Below are 14,925 nucleotides of genomic sequence, written 5' to 3'. Positions count from 1 at the left end.
TTGCACCGGCGGACCGGGTGCAGGATCGTCGACTGCATCCACCCGACGCGATGAGGCGAGGAGCCCCGCCATGGCACACGACGACGAGTTCGAGACCACCACGACCACCGAGAGCGGCGGCACGACCGAGGAGACGACCCGACGCGGCCGCCACCTCGCGGACGGCGACGCGGACGGCCACGGCACCGACGGACACAGCACCGACACCTCGGCCGAGGGCGAGTACACCGAGACCGACGGCGTCTCGCACACCGACGGCGAGCAGGAGGGCAGCTACGTCGACACCTCCTCGCACGAGGAGTCGAGCACCGAGAAGGGCAGCTACGTCGACACCGAGGGCTCCGGTCCCGACTCCACCGGCGAGGGCGAGTACACCGACCGCGACGAGTAGTCCGCGGGTGCGGGCCGGCCGTCAGCGCTGGGCGGCCGCCCGCTCCGCCGCGATGAACGCGGCGATCGCGTCGGCGCCCGGATGGTCGTCGGCGCTGATCGTCACCACCGCGTCGCCCGCGAAGACGAGCAGCTGGCCGTAGGCGCCGTGCAGGCGCCAGCTCGCGCCGGGGCCGTCCCAGCCGGCGAGGGCGTAGCGCCGGTAGCCCGGGCCGGTGCCCGCGGCGACCCACTCGGAGTGCATCAGGTCGCTCCACTCGGGCGCGAGGATCCGCTCGTTCCGCCAGACGCCGCGATCGCGGATCAGCCGGCCGATCCGGGCGGTCTCCTCCGTGCGGAGCGCCAGTCCGCTGCCGGCGACGATGCGGCCGTTCGGGCAGCGCTCCCACTCCGCGCCCTCGATCCCGAGCGGCCGCAGCAGGCGGCGGTCGACGTACACGCCCACGTCGCCGACCCGCGTCTCCAGGAGCCGCATCGCGGTGTAGCTGCTGGCGTTGGAGTACTGGAAGACGGGCCCGGCGGAGGGCCGGCGGAGGAACTCGACGGCGAGGTCGGGCCAGTCCGTCATCAGGGTCGGCGACCACGGCAGGTCGATGCCGCTCGTCATGCTGAGCAGCCGGCGCAGCGTGAGGTCGGCGACTCCCTCACCCAGGTCGGTCGAGACGTCCGCGGCCAGCGGTCCCAGCGGCTCGTCGAGGGAGATCAGGCCCTCGTCGACCGCGAGGCCCGCGGCCAGCACGCAGACGCCCTTGGCGACGGAGTGCACGTCCTCGCGGACGTCCGGCGTCCAGCGGTGCTCGGCCGTGTCGTCGCCGATCAGCACGTGCAGGCCGTGTGCACCGAAGCCGACGGCGTCGATGTGCTCGACGAGGCGGTCGCGGAAGATCTGGGCTGCGGTCACCGGGACAGTCTGCCCGGCGCGGGCGCTTCCTAAGATCGTGTGCATGGACGAGGACAGCGCACGGGGCACCTGGCGGCGCGAGCCGAGCACCGTCGTCGTCGCGGACACCGGTGCACCGACGCGCATCGCCGAGCCGTTCGCGATCGCGGCCGGCAGCGTCCGGCTCGAGGCGCCGCACGAGTTCGCGCCGCACCGGCACGCGCTGCACGAGCTGGTCTGGGTCCGCGGCGGCACCATGACCGTCCGGCTCGAGCACCGGATCCTGACCGTGCCGGACGGCTTCGGCGTCTGGATCCCGGCCGGGACGGAGCACGCCGGTCGGACGACCGCGCGCACCGCCCTCTGCGACGCGCTCTTCGATCCGGAGCGCTCGCCCGTGCCGATCACGGCGCCGGTCCTCGTCGAGATCACCCCGGTGCTCGCCGCGCTGCTCACCCGGCTCGCGCGGACCGACCTCGAGGCGGCGGCGCGGCTGCGGGCGGAGGCGGTGGTCTTCGACGTCATCGCGCCGTCGGCGGCGCAGTACTCCGTCACCGTGCCGCAGGGCGAGCGGCTCGCGCCCCTGGTCGCGGCCCTCCTCGACGACCCGACCGACCGGCGGACGCTCGCCGACTGGGCGGAGCACCTCGGCGTCGGCGAGCGGACCCTCTCGCGGGTCCTCCGCGCCCAGACCGGGCTGTCGTTCCTGCAGTGGCGCCAGGCGCTGCGGGCGCACCGGGCGCTCGCGCTGCTGGCGGAGGGGCGCAGCGTGCAGGACGTCTCGGAGCTGATGGGCCACACGCACCCGAGCACCTTCATCGCGGCGTTCAAGCGGGTGATGGGGACCACTCCCGGCGCCTTCGCGCAGGATCAGCGCACGGCTGCGGCATCGGCCGCGGGCTGAGGCGGGGCGTCGGACCGCGTTGGGTCTCGATACGCCCCTGCGGGGCTACTCGACCAGCATGCGGCGGGCGTCTCTTCCAGGAGATCCGCCCCTGTCCGAGCCGCCGCTTCGAGCGGCGCCGTCCCGTGCCACGCAGAGGCGGCTTGAGTGGCCGGAACGCTCTATCCGGTGTCGTCGGCAGTCGATTGCGGACGACAGGGCGGCCGCCTAGCCTGAGGAAGGTAAGCCAACCCTTACTCAGCGGATCCCCTCCCGCTTCCCTCTCCGACGCAGGAATCCGCTCCTCCCATGCCTCCCTCCCCCGAGCCCGCGCGCGCGTCCTCGCGCCTCGCCGGTACCGACCTCGTGCTCGGCTTCGGCCGGCGCACCGTCGTCGACGGCGTCTCGGTGCGGCTCGAGCCGGGGCGGGTGACCGCACTCGTCGGCCCGAACGGCTCCGGCAAGTCGACGCTGCTGCGCGCGCTGGCACGGCTGCACGCCCCGAGCGGCGGCGCCGTCGTCCTCGACGGCGACCGCCCCGCGACCGCGCTGAGCAGCCGCGACTTCGCCCGCGAGGTGACCCTCTTCGCGCAGAGCCGCACCGCCCCGCAGGGCCTCAGCGTCCGGGAGGTCGTCGCCTTCGGCCGCCACCCGCACCGCCGGGCCTTCGCCGGGCCGTCCACCCGCGACCGCGAGGCGGTGGAGCAGGCGATGGCCACCACCGGGGTGCTGTCGATGGCGGAGCGCGCGGCCGGCGAGCTCAGCGGCGGCGAGCTGCAGCGGGTCTGGCTCGCGGCCTGCCTCGCGCAGGAGACCGGCGTGGTGCTGCTCGACGAGCCGACCAACCACCTCGACCTCCGCTACCAGGTGGAGACGCTCGATCTGATCCGCGATCTCGCCGAGGTGCACGGGGCCGCGGTCGGCGTCGTCCTGCACGACCTCGACCACGCCGCGCGTGTGTCCGACCGCCTGCTGCTGCTGAGCGACGGGCGCGTCCTCGCCGAGGGCGCTCCCGTCGAGGTGCTCACCGCCGAGCACATCGAGGCGGCCTACGGCCTGCGGGTCGAGGTCGCAGTGGACGAGCGGACCGGCCGTCTGCGCATCGACCCCGTCAGCCGGCACAGCAGCCGCCTGCACGACCCGCTCCACCCGACCCCCGCCCGTTCCCGAGAGGACACCGAAGAATGACCCGAGCCCCGCTCCTCCCCTCCGCCCTGGCCGCGGCCGCCGTCGGAGTGCTCCTGCTCACCGGCTGCGGCACGACCGCCGTCGAGAGCGCCGACGCGGCCGGCACCGTCGACTCCGCCGAGTGCGCCGCCGACGACACCGCGACCGCCACCGGCGCCGTCTCGCTCACCGACAGCCTCGGCCGCACCGTCGAGCTCGACGCGCCCGCCGAGCGGATCGTCGTGCTGGAGTGGCAGCAGACCGAGGACCTGCTCACGCTCTGCGTCGCCCCGGTCGGCGCCGCCTCGACCGAGGACTACGCCACCTACGTCAGCGCCGAGACCCTGCCCGCGAGCACCGCGGACGTGGGCGAGCGCGGCGAGCCGGACCTCGACACCCTCTACGGTCTCGACCCCGACCTGATCGTGATGGAGGCGTACAGCGCCGACGACGAGCTCCTCGCCCAGCTCGAGGAGCGCGACGTGCCCGTGCTCGTCACCATCGGCGCGGACGCGAGCGGCCAGATCGACAACATGAAGGAGGTGTTCTCGCTCCTCGGTGAGGCCACCGGCCGGACCGAGCGCGCCGACGCGGTGCTCGCCGAGTTCGACCAGCACCTCGCCGACGCCAAGACCCAGGTCGCCGAGGCGGCGCTCGCGACGCCGGAGTTCGTCTTCTTCGACGGCTGGATCGAGAGCGGCAACGTCGTCATCCGCCCCTACGGGAAGGGCGCGCTGTTCACCGAGCTGGGCGAGGAGCTCGGCCTGGAGGGCGCCTGGACCGACGAGATCAACGACTCCTACGGCAGCGGCGGCGTCGACCCCTCCTACGGACTCGCGCAGACCGACATCGAGGGGCTGACCGCGGTCGGCGAGGCGAACCTGGTCTACTCCAACGACGGCACCCCCGACAGCTACGTGACCGAGCTCGCCAAGAGCCCGGTCTGGTCCGCGCTGCCCGCCGTGCAGCAGGGGCGCGCCTTCGAGTTCCCGCCCGGCGTCTGGGGCGCGGGCGGACCGAAGTCGGGCGAGCAGGCCATCGACGCCTTCGTGGACGTCATCGTCGGCGAGTGACGACGACGCCGACCGCCGCCGAGCGCCGCGCGACCGCCCCCTCCGGGCGGCGCGCGGCGCTCGGCGGCGTCGGCGTGCTCGCGGCCCTCGCCGTCGCGGTCGTGCTCATCGGGCTCTGGCACCTGACCCAGGGCACCTCGGGCATCGGCGCGGACGGGCTGCTGCGCGCCCTGCTCGGCGAGGACGTGGCGGTCGGCGGAGTCTCGGCCGGCGACGTCTTCGCCGGCTCCCGGCTGCCGCGCCTCTCCGCGGGCATCGCCGTGGGCCTCGCCCTCGGCGCGGCCGGCGCGCTGCTGCAGTCGATCTCGCGCAACGCGCTCGCCTCCCCCGACACGCTCGCGGTGACCGCGGGCGCCTACTTCGCCCTCACCGTGGTCGCCGCCTTCTCGCTGACCGTGCCGCTCTGGGCGTCCAGCGGGGTCGCCTTCCTCGGCGGGCTCGCGGCCGCAGCCATCGTGCTCGCGCTCACCGGGCGGGCCGCGGGCACCTCGAGCACCCGGCTGATCCTGGCCGGCTCGGCCATCGCGATGGCGCTGGACTCCGGCACGGCGATGCTGCTGATCCTCTTCCGGGAGAACACCACCGGGCTCTTCGCCTGGGGCAGCGGCTCGCTCGGACAGCTCAACATCGACGCGTCGGCGCGCGCCGCCCCGCTGATCGTCGTCGTCCTCGCGCTCGCGCTGCTGCTCTCGCGCCGCCTCGACGTGCTCGGCCTCGGCGAGGACGGCGCCGCCTCGCTGGGCGTCCCGGTCCGCTCGACGCGGGCGCTCGCCGTGCTCTGCGCGGTCCTGCTCACCAGCACCTCGGTGACGCTGGCCGGTCCGATCGCCTTCGTCGGCCTCGGCGCCCCCGTCCTCACCCGGCTCCTGGCCGCGCGGGTGCCGGCGCTGCGCCGCCACGTCTTCCTGGTGCCCGCGTCGGCGCTGATCGGCGCCGCGCTGATCGTGCTCGCCGACGCGCTGCTGCGCGCGATCCTCAGCCCGGAGGGAGCCACGGCCATCCCGACGGGCATCCCCACCGCGGTGCTCGGCGGGCTCGTCATCGTGGTCCTCGCGCTGCGGATGCGCGACGCCGGTGCGGCGCGGTCGGCGCGGACGGTCCGCTCGACGCTGCGGACGGCGCGGCGGTTCCGGGTCGTGCTCGCGGTCGCCGCCGTCCTGCTCGCCGTGACGATCGTGCTCGCCCTGCTCGCGGGGAGCCTGCAGCTGCGGCTCGGCGACGTCGTCCTCTGGCTGCAGAGCGCGGCACCGGATCTCGTCGCCCGCGCCCTCGACGAGCGGGCGCCGCGCATCGCCGCGGCCGTGCTCGCGGGCGGGGCGCTCGCCCTCGCCGGCACCGCCGTGCAGGGCACCGTGCGCAATCCGCTGGCCGAGCCGGGGCTGCTCGGCATCACGGCCGGCGCCGGGCTCGGCGCCGTGATCGTCGTCACCACCGGGCTGGGCGGCGGCGGCCGGCCGGTGCTGATCGCGATGGCGATCGCCGCGGGGCTCGCGACCTTCGGCGCGATCGCCCTGCTCTCCTGGCGCGGCGGGCTGCAGCCGGACCGCTTCGTGCTCGTCGGCATCGGTGCCGGCTACGCGCTGAGCGCCGTGACCGCCTTCCTGCTGCTGAGCTCCGACCCGTGGCGGACCCCGCGGATCCTCACCTGGCTCTCCGGCACGACCTACGGCCGCTCGCTCCCGGACGTGCTGCCGGTCGCGCTCGGCATCCTGGTGCTGCTGCCGGTGCTCCTCGGGCTGCGCCGCCGCCTCGACCTGCTGGCGATCGACGAGGACACGCCGCGGATCCTCGGCGTCCGGCCCGAGCGCACCCGCCTGGGCGTGCTCGCCCTCGCCGCCGTGCTCGCCTCGCTGGCCGTCGTCGCCGTCGGCACGGTCGGCTTCGTCGGACTGGTCGCGCCGCACCTGGCCCGGACGCTGGTCGGCGCGCGGCACGGGCGCATCGTCCCGGTCGCGATGCTGCTCGGCGGCCTGCTCGTCCTCGTCGCGGACACCCTCGGCCGCACCCTGATCGCGCCGTCGCAGCTGCCCGCCGGGCTGATGATCGCGCTGGTCGGCGCGCCCTACTTCGTCTGGCTGCTCCGCCGCACCCGCGACTGAGCGAGGATGCGGTAAGCGGCCCCGACGGCGAGCACTGCGAGGCCGCCCGCGATCGAGGCGGGCGGGAGGGTCGCCACGAGGAGGAGGCAGCCGGCGACGCCGACGACCGCCAGCGGGCGCGGGTAGCGGCGGTGCGGGGCCTCCTGGGTCAGCGCCGCGATGTTCGCGATCAGGTAGTAGAGCAGCACGCCGAACGAGGAGAAGCCGATCGCCGAGCGCAGGTCGGCGACGAGCACCAGGACGACGACGATCAGGCCGACGGCGATCTCGGCGCGGCGCGGGACGCTGCGGACCGGGTCGATCACGGCGAGCGCCCGCGGCAGATCGCCGTTCCGCGCCATCGCCAGGCTCGTGCGGCCGATGCCCGCGATCAGCGCGAGCAGCGCGCCGAGGCTCGCCGCCGCGGCGCCCACGCGGATCGGCACCGCGGTCCACGGCCAGGCGGCGGCCGCGTCGACGAGGGGCTGCGTCGAGGCGGCGAGCCTCTCCGGTCCGAGCGCCGCGAGCAGCCCGGCGCCGACGACGGTGTAGAGCAGGACCGCGAGCACGAGGGCGCCGAGGATCGCGCGCGGGATCGTGCGGGCGGGGTCGCGCACCTCCTCCCCCATCGTCGCGAGGCGGGCGTAGCCGGCGAAGGCGAAGAACAGCATTCCGGCCGACTGCAGCACGCCGTAGGCGTCGAAGGGCCGATCGGCGCCGGTGACGGACGCCGGTCCGGACGCCGCGGCCGCCGCCATCGCGACCACGAGCACCACGACCACGATCGAGAGCAGGATCCGCGTCGCGAGCGCCGTGCGGGTCACCCCGAGGACGTTCACCGCCACCAGCGTGACGACCGCAGCCACCGCGACCGGCCGCTCCCAGCCCGCGGGCGCGGCGTAGGCGGCGACGGTCAGCGCCATCGCGGCGCAGCTCGCTGTCTTGCCGACGACGAAGCTCCAGCCGGCCAGGAAGCCGGGCCACTCGCCGAGGCGCTCCCGGCCGTAGAGGTAGGCGCCGCCCGAGCGCGGGTACTGCGCGGCGAGCTGCGCCGTGGAGGAGGCGTTCGCCCAGGCGACGATCGCGGCCAGCGCGAGGCCGACCAGCAGCCACGGCCCGGCCGCCGCGGCGGCGGGGCCGAAGGCCGAGAAGAGCCCGGCGCCGATCATCGAGCCGAGCCCGATGACGACGGCGTCGCGGAAGCCCAGGCGGCGGGCGAGGGAGGCGTCGGCTGTCACCGGACCGTCTTAGCGCACGCGGGGAACGCGCGGGTTAACCTGGGCGTCCGCGCCGAGACCGGGAGGCTCCCATCCGCATCCTCATCGTCGACGACGAGATCAACCTGCTGGGCGCGCTCGAGGCGGGGCTGCAGGGCGAGGGCTTCGCGGTCGACACCGCGACGAACGGCACCGACGCGCTCTGGCTCGCGCGGGAGGCGGAGTACGCGGCGATCGTGCTCGACCTGATGCTCCCCGACATCAGCGGCTTCCGCGTCTGCGAGCGGCTGCGCGCGGCCGAGGACTGGACGCCGATCCTGATGCTCACCGCGAAGGACGGGGACCTCGACCAGGTCGAGGCGCTCGACACCGGCGCGGACGACTACCTGACCAAGCCGTTCTCCTTCCCCGTGCTGGTCGCGCGGCTGCGGGCGCTGATCCGCCGCGGCGCCGCCGAGCGACCCACCGTGCTGATCGTCGGCGACCTCGTGCTCGATCCGGCCGCGCGCCGGGTGGAGCGGGGCGGGGTCCCGATCCCGCTCACGGCCCGCGAGTTCAGCGTGCTGGAGTACCTCGTCTCGCGGGCGGGCGACGTCGTCTCCAAGCGCGACGTGCTCGGCGCGGTCTGGGACTTCGACTTCGACGGCGATCCCAACATCGTCGAGGTCTACATCCGGACGCTCCGCAACAAGATCGACCGGCCGTTCGGGCGCGAGACGATCCGCACTCAGCGCGGCGCGGGCTACACGGTGCTGCCGTGACGGGCGGGACGACGCGGCGGCGCTCCCTGCGCTCCCGGATCACGCTCGCGGCCGCCGCCGTCGTCGCCCTCGCCGCGGTGCTCGGCGCGGCCGGCTTCCTGCTGGTGCTCTCCTCCGTGCTCGCGGGCAGTGCCGCGACGGCCGCCGAGACCGAGGCGGAGCGGGTCGCGACGCTGGTCGAGCGCGGCGGTGCCGACGCGGTGCGGGCCTCGGAGGGCGTGGTCCAGCTGGTCGTCGACGGGCGCGTGGCCGCCGCGGGCGAGGACGCCGACGACCTGCCGGCGCTCGCGACCGAGGAGCGCGACGAGCCGTTCACGACGACGCCCGCGGACGAGGATCCGCTGGTCGTCGCGACCCAGGAGCTCGACGACGGCGCGATCCTGGTCGTCGGCGTGCCCGACGAGGGCCGTGCGGAGGCGCTCGCGACGACCGCGGGTCTGCTGGCCGTCGCCGTCCCGCTGCTGATCGCCTTCGTCGCGATCGTCTGCTGGATCGTCGTCGGCCGCGCCCTGCGGCCGGTGGACCGGATGCGCGCGGAGGCGGACGCGGTGACCGCCGCGGCCCTCGATCGCCGCGTCGCGGAGCCCGGCTCCGGCGACGAGATCGACCGGCTCGCGCAGACCCTGAACCGGATGCTCGGCCGCCTCGAGGACGCCCAGGAGCGGCAGCGCCGGTTCGTCTCGGACGCCTCGCACGAGCTGCGCTCGCCGGTCGCGGCCCTGCGGCAGAGCGCGGAGGTCGCGCTCGCGCACCCCGACCGGCTCGACGCGGGCCGGCTGGCGACGACCGTCGCCGAGGAGTCGGTGCGGATGGGCGGCCTGATCGAGGGCCTGCTGTTGCTGGCGCGCGCCGACGAGGCGCGGCTGGCGGTGCTCGCGGCCCCGGTCGACCTCGACGACCTGGCGCTGCGCGAGGTGCGGCGGCTGCGCGACTCCGGGATCGCCGTGGACGCCTCGGGCGTCTCGCCGGTGCAGGCGGTGGCGGACGAGGCGCTGCTCGGGCGGGCGCTGCGGAACCTCGTCGACAACGCGGTGCGGCACCGGGCCGCGCGGCTGGCGATCGCGACCCGCGGGGAGGGCGACTCCGCGGTGCTGGTCGTCGACGACGACGGGCCGGGGATCCCGGCAGCCGACCGCGAGCGGGTGCTGGAGCGCTTCGTGCGGCTGGACGAGGGGCGCGCCCGCGACGCCGGCGGCTCGGGTCTCGGGCTCGCGATCGTCGCCGAGATCGCGGCGGCGCACGGCGGGAGCGTCGCGATCGAGGAGTCGCCGTGGGGCGGCGCGCGAGTGACGCTGCGGGTGCCGCTGCGCTGACCGGCGCCGGGCCCGATCCGCTTCAGGCTGGCTTCAGCGGCGCCGCGGGACAGTGGCCGCGGCGTCGAGGAACGGCGCCGGAGACGGAGCGGATCATGAAGAAGAAGACCGGGATCATCGTCGGAGTCGCGGGCGCGATCGTGCTCGTCGGAGCCGGCACGGGCATCGCCTTCGCCGCGACCGACGGCTTCGAGCGCTCGGACGCGCTGACGGGCGCCGACCTCGACCGCGCCAGTGAGGTCGCGATCGCCGAGATCGGCGGCGGGACCGTCACCTCGGCCGAGCGCGACGACGACGGCACGCCGGGCTACGAGCTCGAGCTGCGCGGCGACGACGGCCTCGAGTACGACGTGCGGCTCGACGACTCCTTCGGCGTGCTGGTCGTCGACCCGGACGACGACGCGGTGCGCGGCACCGGCAGCACGGACGATGGCACAGGCGACGGCACGACCGGCACCTCCGAGGACAGCACCACCGGCGTCACCGGCGCCGTCGACCCCGACGACCTCGTCGGCGAGGAGCTGACCCGCGCGAGCGAGGCCGCGATCGCCGCGATCGGCGGCGGCACGGTCACCGAGGCCGAGCGCAGCGACGACGCCGACCACGCGTTCGACGTCGAGGTCACCCGCGCCGACGGCACGGACGTGGACGTCGACCTCGACGCGTCCTACGCGGTCGTCCGCACGGAGGAGTAGGACGCGGGAGCGGAGGGGCTCAGCCCTTCCCCGGGCCGTTCCCGTTGCCGGGGTTCTGCCCGCTCTCCGGGCTGCGGCCGTCGCCGTTCCCGCCGCCGTTCCCGCCGGAGTTCCCCGGTCCCTCGATCGGCTCCTCGACGGGCGCCTGCGTCGCGGGCGCCTGCACGGCGGGCGCACCGGCGGCCGGCGTCGTCGCGGCAGGCGCCGGCGACTCCTCCTCCGGAGGCTCGGTCGGCTCCACCGGCTCGGTCTCCTCGGGCGTCGGCGACGGCTCCTCCTCGGGAGTCTCGACCGGGGCCGGCGTCTCCTCCTCCGGGGTCTCCTCGGCGGGCGGCTCCTCCTCGACGGGAGTGGTCTCCTCCGGCTCGGGCTCGGTCGACTCCTCAGGCGTCGGCACGGCGGCGATCAGCGCGGCGAGGTCGGCGCGCACGAGGTCGGCCTGCGCCCGGATCGACGTGGCCCGGTCCTCCCGGACGTTCCCGCCGGCGATCGCCGCGTCGAGCGTCGCCTGCAGCGCGTCGAGCTCGCTGAGCGCTCCGTCCCAGTCGTCGGCCGACGCCTTCTCGGCGACCGCCACGACCGCGTCGTCGAGGGCCTGCGCGGTGCCGTCGTCGATCGACGGATCCGCGGCGGAGCAGCCCGACAGCACGAGGACGGCGGCGAGCGCCGCACCCCCGGCCGGCAGTCGAAGGCCCCGCCGGCTCACGCCCCGTCGACCCGGCCCCCTCACGAGCGGATGCTCTCGCGCAGCTGACGGAGGTGCTCGCCGAGCTCTCCGTCGACGGCGGGCAGCGGCGACTGCGGACCGTCGAACAGCACGATCACGAGGCCGACCGCCACGGCGACCAGCGCGAGGACCACGACGATCAGCCACGGGCTCGGCCCGCTGCGGCGCCGGGCGACGGCGGCGGGCGGGGTGACCGGCGCGCTCGGCGCGACCCGCGTGGTCGTCGCGGTCGCGGGAGCGGCGCCGGGCAGCAGCTCGGTCGCCCCCACGGGCAGCACCGACGTCGCGTCCAGCAGCTCGGTCGCGGCCGCGGTCGGAGCGAAGCGCTCGGTCGCAGGCATCCGCTCGGTCGGCGGCGGTCCGGCGGGCTCCCGGACCGGCACGTCGGGGACGACGATCGCCGTCGGCGGTCCGTCGCGGCGCGGATCGATCAGCGCGCGCGCCGACTCCGCGACCTCGATCGCCGTGGGCCGCTCGGCCGGCTCGCGCCGCGTCATCGCGTTCAGCAGCGCCGACCAGCCGCCGCCGAGCGAGTCCGACACCTCCGGGTCGCGCAGCAGGCGCGCGAGGGTGACCTCGATCGCCGACCCGGTGAAGGGGCGGCGCCCGGTCAGCGATTCGAGCAGCACCAGGCCGAGGGAGTAGACGTCGCTCGCCGAGGTCAGCACGTCGCCGTGCGCCTGCTCGGGGCTGAGATAGGCGGCGGTGCCGATCAGCGTGCCCGGCGAGGTGATCCGGGTGGCGTCGATCAGGTAGGCGATGCCGAAGTCGGCGAGCTTGGGCCGGAACTCGCGGCTCGTCAGCGGGCTCGGCACGAGCAGCACGTTGGAGGGCTTCACGTCGCGGTGCACCACTCCGGCTGCGTGCACCGTGTGCAGGGCCTCGCCGAGGTCGGCGGCCATCGACGCGACGTCGTTCGGCAGGACGGGCCCGCTGGCCAGCCGCTCCGCGAGACTCGGCCCCTCGGCGAGCTCCATCACCATGTAGGCCTGGCCGCCGGTGTCGTCACCGCCGTCGTCGGCGTCGTAGAGGGTCACCAGCGCGGGGTGGTTGAGGGCCGCGAGCAGCCGGATCTCGGACGACTTGCGCTGGAGGTCCTGCGCGTCGTCGATGCCCGGCGCGAACATCTTCAGCGCCACCGAGCGGCCGAGGATCCCGTCGCGGGCCCGGTAGACGGTGGCCATCCCGCCCCGGCCGATCAGCTCCTCGATCGTGTAGCGACCGCCGATCGTCGTGCCGACGACGCGGTTCTCGCCCGTTCGGTGGGATGACACGGTTCCTCCTCGGGCGGATGCTGCGGCAACGCCGCGCCCCCCGGTGCGACCGTCTCCCCAGGGTAGTACGTCCGTCTTCCGAGCCGCAGGGCTCGACGGGGGGCTCGCGAGCTGTCAAGCGGGTGCTCGGCCGAGGAGCCGCGCGTAGCGTGGCTGGTCCCGACGAAAGGCAGAGGCACATGGACGAGCACGAGCAGGGATCGACGATCGGCGCGACGGACGGTGCGGCTCCGGCCACGCGGACCAGCAGCGAGCAGGTCGAGAAGGACCGCGCCGAGTCCCCCGGCAGCGAGCGCGAGACCGAGGTCCGCCAGGACCAGGACCCGACCACCAGCCGGACGGAGGTCTCCGGCTCGGCCGAGGTCATCTCCGTGCCCGGCACCGGCGGCGCGGACGACGTCGGCACCGTCGAGGTCGACCCCGACGAGGTCAGCCTGAACGGCAAGCCGTTCCCGGGCCACGCCGGAACGAAATGATCCGGCCCGCCCCGGGAACCCTGCCCATCAGCCGGCTCCGCCGGCGGGCGGGCCACGCCGGAACGAAATGATTCGGCCCACCCCGGGAACCCCGCCCATCAGCCGGCTCCACCGGCGGGCGGGCCACGCCGGAACGAAATGATCCGGCCCGCCCCGGGAACCCCGCCCATCAGCCGGCTCCGCCGGCGGGCGGGCCACGCCGGAACGAAGTGAAGCGGCCCGCCCCCGGGTGACCACGTCGTCGCCCGGGGTCCGCCTCAGGGCCTTCCGAGGTTGCGAGCCGCTCGTGCGTACGCGTCGAGATCAGCACGGCGACCGACCGCCACCGCCTGCACCCGCGTCGCTCGGTCTTCGTTCGGCAGGAGCCGATAGACAAGTCTGAACCGTGGCCGCAGTTCACGCGGATCGAGGTCGAAGTAGATCTTGCGGCAGTCGCTCAGGTCGGCTGTGAACTTCCGCTCCTCGAGCGGGAGACCCACGAGATCGCCGGAAGCCACCAGTGCAAGCAGGCCGATGACGCGGACCGCGAGAGGATGCGGAGAAGCAGTGCCGCCGCCTTCACGGGCGATGAGATCGGCGAGGTCGTCGCCGAAGCCGGGCTTCAGAGCGTCGAGCTTCAGTCTCACGATTCGTCGAGGACCACGCCGAATCGAGCGGCGACGTCCGAGAGCGGCTCGCTCTCCATGTCCCAGCGCTCCCGCACGAGTGCCGCGATCTCCTCGTCGTCCAGGCGGGAGAGGAGCTGGTCGACCACGGCGATCGGCACGATCGCCGCTTCCGCTCGCCGATGCGACCCGAACACGAGGATCTCGGCGTTGGCGTCCTCGCGGAAGCGGCCTACGGCGCGGCCGAGTTCGTCGCGCGCCTCGCGGAAAGACAGTACAGGCACGGCACGGGACGTCGGCAGGCTGCGGGAAGTCATGGTCTTAGCGTACAGATGCGTACGCAAATGCGTGCGCATTCGCATTTCACCCGACGCGGTGTGCTTCACGCGCAATTCCCGTCGAGCGTCGCTGATGGACAGCTCGCCGACTAGAACACGGCGACCGCGATCGAGGGCCTCCTTCGAGGGGAAATGGTCGGCGAGCTGCTGGCCCTTCTCGATCTCGGCCATGATCTCGTCGGTCCAAGCCGACAGATCTGGCTCAGTACGGATGTCCGATGCGAGGACAGGCAACGACAGGCGCGCGAAACACATCTGGCGAGGGTATTCGTGACGGTGACCGACCGTGCGGGCGGAGCGCTGCCTGGCGCACGATGCGACGACTGTCCCTGATCGCCGGCAGGAAGCCCCTACGCGACCGGGTCGAGCAGGCCCGGGTCGTGGCGATCGACCGTCCGGGCGTTGTTGACGCGGCGGTCGACCGCGTAGGCCGTGATCGTCGACGCGACGGCGACCGACGCGCGGTCGAGGGTCGCGAGCATCTCCTCGCTCGAGGCGAGCGGGTCGGGGCTCAGCCAGGCGTCGCGGACGTCGGGCGTGAGGAAGACGGGCATCCGGTCGTGCACCTCGCCGGAGGCGTCCCGCGCCTCGCGGGTGATGATCGTGAAGGAGACCCGCCACTCGTCGCCCTCCTTGCGCGCCGCGTACAGGCCGGCCGCCGCGAGGATCGGCTCCTCGCCGTGCAGGAACCACGGCTGCTTGCCGTCGGCGCGCGCCTCCCACTCGTAGTAGCCGCGCATCGGCACGATGGCGCGCTGCTTGGCGAAGGCCCCGCGGAACAGCCCGTTCGAGGCGACCGTCTCGAGCCGCGCGTTGATCGGCGACGGCCCCTTCCCCTTCGCCCAGGACGGCCGGAACCCCCAGGAGGCCAGCTCGATCTCGCGCTCCAGCGACTCCTCGTGCCGGTGCTCGCGCACGATCGGCGCCGCGTCGGTCGGGGCGACGCTGAAGTCGGGCGCCCAGTCGGCCGCCCGGCCGCCCGCCGCCACGAACTCCGCGATCAGGGCGTCGGTCTCGGAATCCATTGCGAAGCGTCCGCACATGCGGG

At 74.8% G+C, this 14,925-nt stretch carries 16 protein-coding genes; 9 read left to right on the top strand and 7 right to left on the bottom strand.

All coding sequences use genetic code 11. The annotated features are described in order from the left end of the window. The first annotated feature begins 70 nt into the window (after positions 1–70). Positions 71–391, top strand: a complete 321-nt coding sequence (locus EDF17_RS01370) for a hypothetical protein (RefSeq protein WP_123444831.1) — start codon at positions 71–73, stop codon at positions 389–391. A gap of 21 nt (positions 392–412) precedes the next feature. On the opposite strand, the gene EDF17_RS01365 is transcribed toward EDF17_RS01370, so the two are convergent. Continuing rightward, positions 413–1,291: a serine hydrolase gene (locus EDF17_RS01365; protein ID WP_123444830.1), complete on the bottom strand. Its 879-nt coding sequence runs from the start codon at positions 1,289–1,291 to the stop codon at positions 413–415. 43 nt (positions 1,292–1,334) lie between these two features. Here EDF17_RS01365 and EDF17_RS01360 point away from each other — a divergent pair, with 43 nt between their 5' ends. The 4 genes from EDF17_RS01360 to EDF17_RS01345 all read left to right on the top strand — a co-directional run bounded on the left by EDF17_RS01360 (position 1,335) and on the right by EDF17_RS01345 (position 6,492). Continuing rightward, complete coding sequence (locus tag EDF17_RS01360; RefSeq protein ID WP_123444829.1) at positions 1,335–2,174, top strand: helix-turn-helix transcriptional regulator; 840 nt, start codon at positions 1,335–1,337, stop codon at positions 2,172–2,174. Positions 2,175–2,462: 288 nt separating this feature from the next. Next, a complete protein-coding gene (locus EDF17_RS01355; protein WP_123444828.1) occupies positions 2,463–3,341 on the top strand; it encodes an ABC transporter ATP-binding protein in 879 nt (292 codons plus the stop codon). Continuing rightward, complete coding sequence (locus EDF17_RS01350; protein WP_123444827.1) at positions 3,338–4,393, top strand: ABC transporter substrate-binding protein; 1,056 nt, start codon at positions 3,338–3,340, stop codon at positions 4,391–4,393. The genes EDF17_RS01355 and EDF17_RS01350 overlap by 4 nt, the downstream gene beginning before the upstream one ends. Then, a complete protein-coding gene (locus EDF17_RS01345) occupies positions 4,390–6,492 on the top strand; it encodes an iron ABC transporter permease (protein ID WP_123444826.1) in 2,103 nt (700 codons plus the stop codon). Before EDF17_RS01350 ends, EDF17_RS01345 begins: the two co-directional genes overlap by 4 nt. Here the strand turns inward: EDF17_RS01345 and EDF17_RS01340 are convergent. Further along, the gene (locus EDF17_RS01340) at positions 6,456–7,709 is read right to left on the bottom strand and encodes an APC family permease (RefSeq protein ID WP_123444825.1); all 1,254 of its coding nucleotides are present in this window, start codon (positions 7,707–7,709) and stop codon (positions 6,456–6,458) included. The two genes, EDF17_RS01345 and EDF17_RS01340, sit on opposite strands and share 37 nt — an antisense overlap. Before the next feature lie 71 nt (positions 7,710–7,780). Between EDF17_RS01340 and EDF17_RS01335 the strand changes: the two genes are divergently transcribed. The 3 genes from EDF17_RS01335 (at position 7,781) to EDF17_RS01325 (ending at position 10,457) form a co-directional block, all read left to right on the top strand. Then, positions 7,781–8,449 (top strand): response regulator transcription factor, encoded by a 669-nt coding sequence (locus EDF17_RS01335; RefSeq protein WP_123444824.1) that lies wholly within the window; start codon positions 7,781–7,783, stop codon positions 8,447–8,449. Beyond that, positions 8,446–9,762, top strand: a complete 1,317-nt coding sequence (locus EDF17_RS01330) for an ATP-binding protein (RefSeq protein WP_243732755.1) — start codon at positions 8,446–8,448, stop codon at positions 9,760–9,762. Before EDF17_RS01335 ends, EDF17_RS01330 begins: the two co-directional genes overlap by 4 nt. 95 nt (positions 9,763–9,857) lie before the next feature. Further along, entirely contained in the window at positions 9,858–10,457 is a 600-nt protein-coding gene (locus EDF17_RS01325; RefSeq protein WP_123444823.1) for a PepSY domain-containing protein, read from the top strand. Positions 10,458–10,476: 19 nt separating this feature from the next. On the opposite strand, the gene EDF17_RS01320 is transcribed toward EDF17_RS01325, so the two are convergent. Both EDF17_RS01320 and EDF17_RS01315 read right to left on the bottom strand, forming a co-directional pair. Then, on the bottom strand, positions 10,477–11,163 hold the full coding sequence (locus tag EDF17_RS01320) for a hypothetical protein (RefSeq protein ID WP_123444822.1): 687 nt from the start codon (positions 11,161–11,163) through the stop codon (positions 10,477–10,479). Positions 11,164–11,183: 20 nt separating this feature from the next. Further along, on the bottom strand, positions 11,184–12,458 hold the full coding sequence (locus tag EDF17_RS01315; RefSeq protein WP_123444821.1) for a serine/threonine-protein kinase: 1,275 nt from the start codon (positions 12,456–12,458) through the stop codon (positions 11,184–11,186). 179 nt (positions 12,459–12,637) lie between these two features. Here EDF17_RS01315 and EDF17_RS01310 point away from each other — a divergent pair, with 179 nt between their 5' ends. Continuing rightward, the gene (locus tag EDF17_RS01310) at positions 12,638–12,934 is read left to right on the top strand and encodes a hypothetical protein (RefSeq protein ID WP_123444820.1); all 297 of its coding nucleotides are present in this window, start codon (positions 12,638–12,640) and stop codon (positions 12,932–12,934) included. Positions 12,935–13,191: 257 nt separating this feature from the next. Here EDF17_RS01310 and EDF17_RS01305 read toward each other — a convergent pair whose 3' ends face one another. The 3 genes from EDF17_RS01305 to EDF17_RS01295 all read right to left on the bottom strand — a co-directional run bounded on the left by EDF17_RS01305 (position 13,192) and on the right by EDF17_RS01295 (position 14,920). Beyond that, complete coding sequence (locus tag EDF17_RS01305) at positions 13,192–13,560, bottom strand: hypothetical protein (RefSeq protein ID WP_243586104.1); 369 nt, start codon at positions 13,558–13,560, stop codon at positions 13,192–13,194. Continuing rightward, on the bottom strand, positions 13,557–14,132 hold the full coding sequence (locus EDF17_RS01300; protein ID WP_123444819.1) for a hypothetical protein: 576 nt from the start codon (positions 14,130–14,132) through the stop codon (positions 13,557–13,559). Before EDF17_RS01300 ends, EDF17_RS01305 begins: the two co-directional genes overlap by 4 nt. 95 nt (positions 14,133–14,227) lie before the next feature. Then, entirely contained in the window at positions 14,228–14,920 is a 693-nt protein-coding gene (locus EDF17_RS01295) for an SOS response-associated peptidase (protein WP_123444818.1), read from the bottom strand. Positions 14,921–14,925: the final 5 nt, after the last annotated feature.

The sequence above is a fragment of the Rathayibacter sp. PhB1 genome, assembly GCF_004362935.1.
Classification (GTDB): domain Bacteria; phylum Actinomycetota; class Actinomycetes; order Actinomycetales; family Microbacteriaceae; genus Rathayibacter; species Rathayibacter festucae.
This window is presented reverse-complemented; position numbering and strand designations above follow the sequence as displayed.

Coding starts and splice junctions, on each gene's coding strand:
- EDF17_RS01300 (WP_123444819.1), bottom strand. CDS start 14,132: ATGTGTTTCGCGCGCCTGTCGTTGCCTGTCCTCGCATCGGACATCCGT.
- EDF17_RS01295 (WP_123444818.1), bottom strand. CDS start 14,920: ATGTGCGGACGCTTCGCAATGGATTCCGAGACCGACGCCCTGATCGCG.
- EDF17_RS01325 (WP_123444823.1), top strand. CDS start 9,858: ATGAAGAAGAAGACCGGGATCATCGTCGGAGTCGCGGGCGCGATCGTG.
- EDF17_RS01350 (WP_123444827.1), top strand. CDS start 3,338: ATGACCCGAGCCCCGCTCCTCCCCTCCGCCCTGGCCGCGGCCGCCGTC.
- EDF17_RS01355 (WP_123444828.1), top strand. CDS start 2,463: ATGCCTCCCTCCCCCGAGCCCGCGCGCGCGTCCTCGCGCCTCGCCGGT.
- EDF17_RS01310 (WP_123444820.1), top strand. CDS start 12,638: ATGGACGAGCACGAGCAGGGATCGACGATCGGCGCGACGGACGGTGCG.
- EDF17_RS01370 (WP_123444831.1), top strand. CDS start 71: ATGGCACACGACGACGAGTTCGAGACCACCACGACCACCGAGAGCGGC.
- EDF17_RS01360 (WP_123444829.1), top strand. CDS start 1,335: ATGGACGAGGACAGCGCACGGGGCACCTGGCGGCGCGAGCCGAGCACC.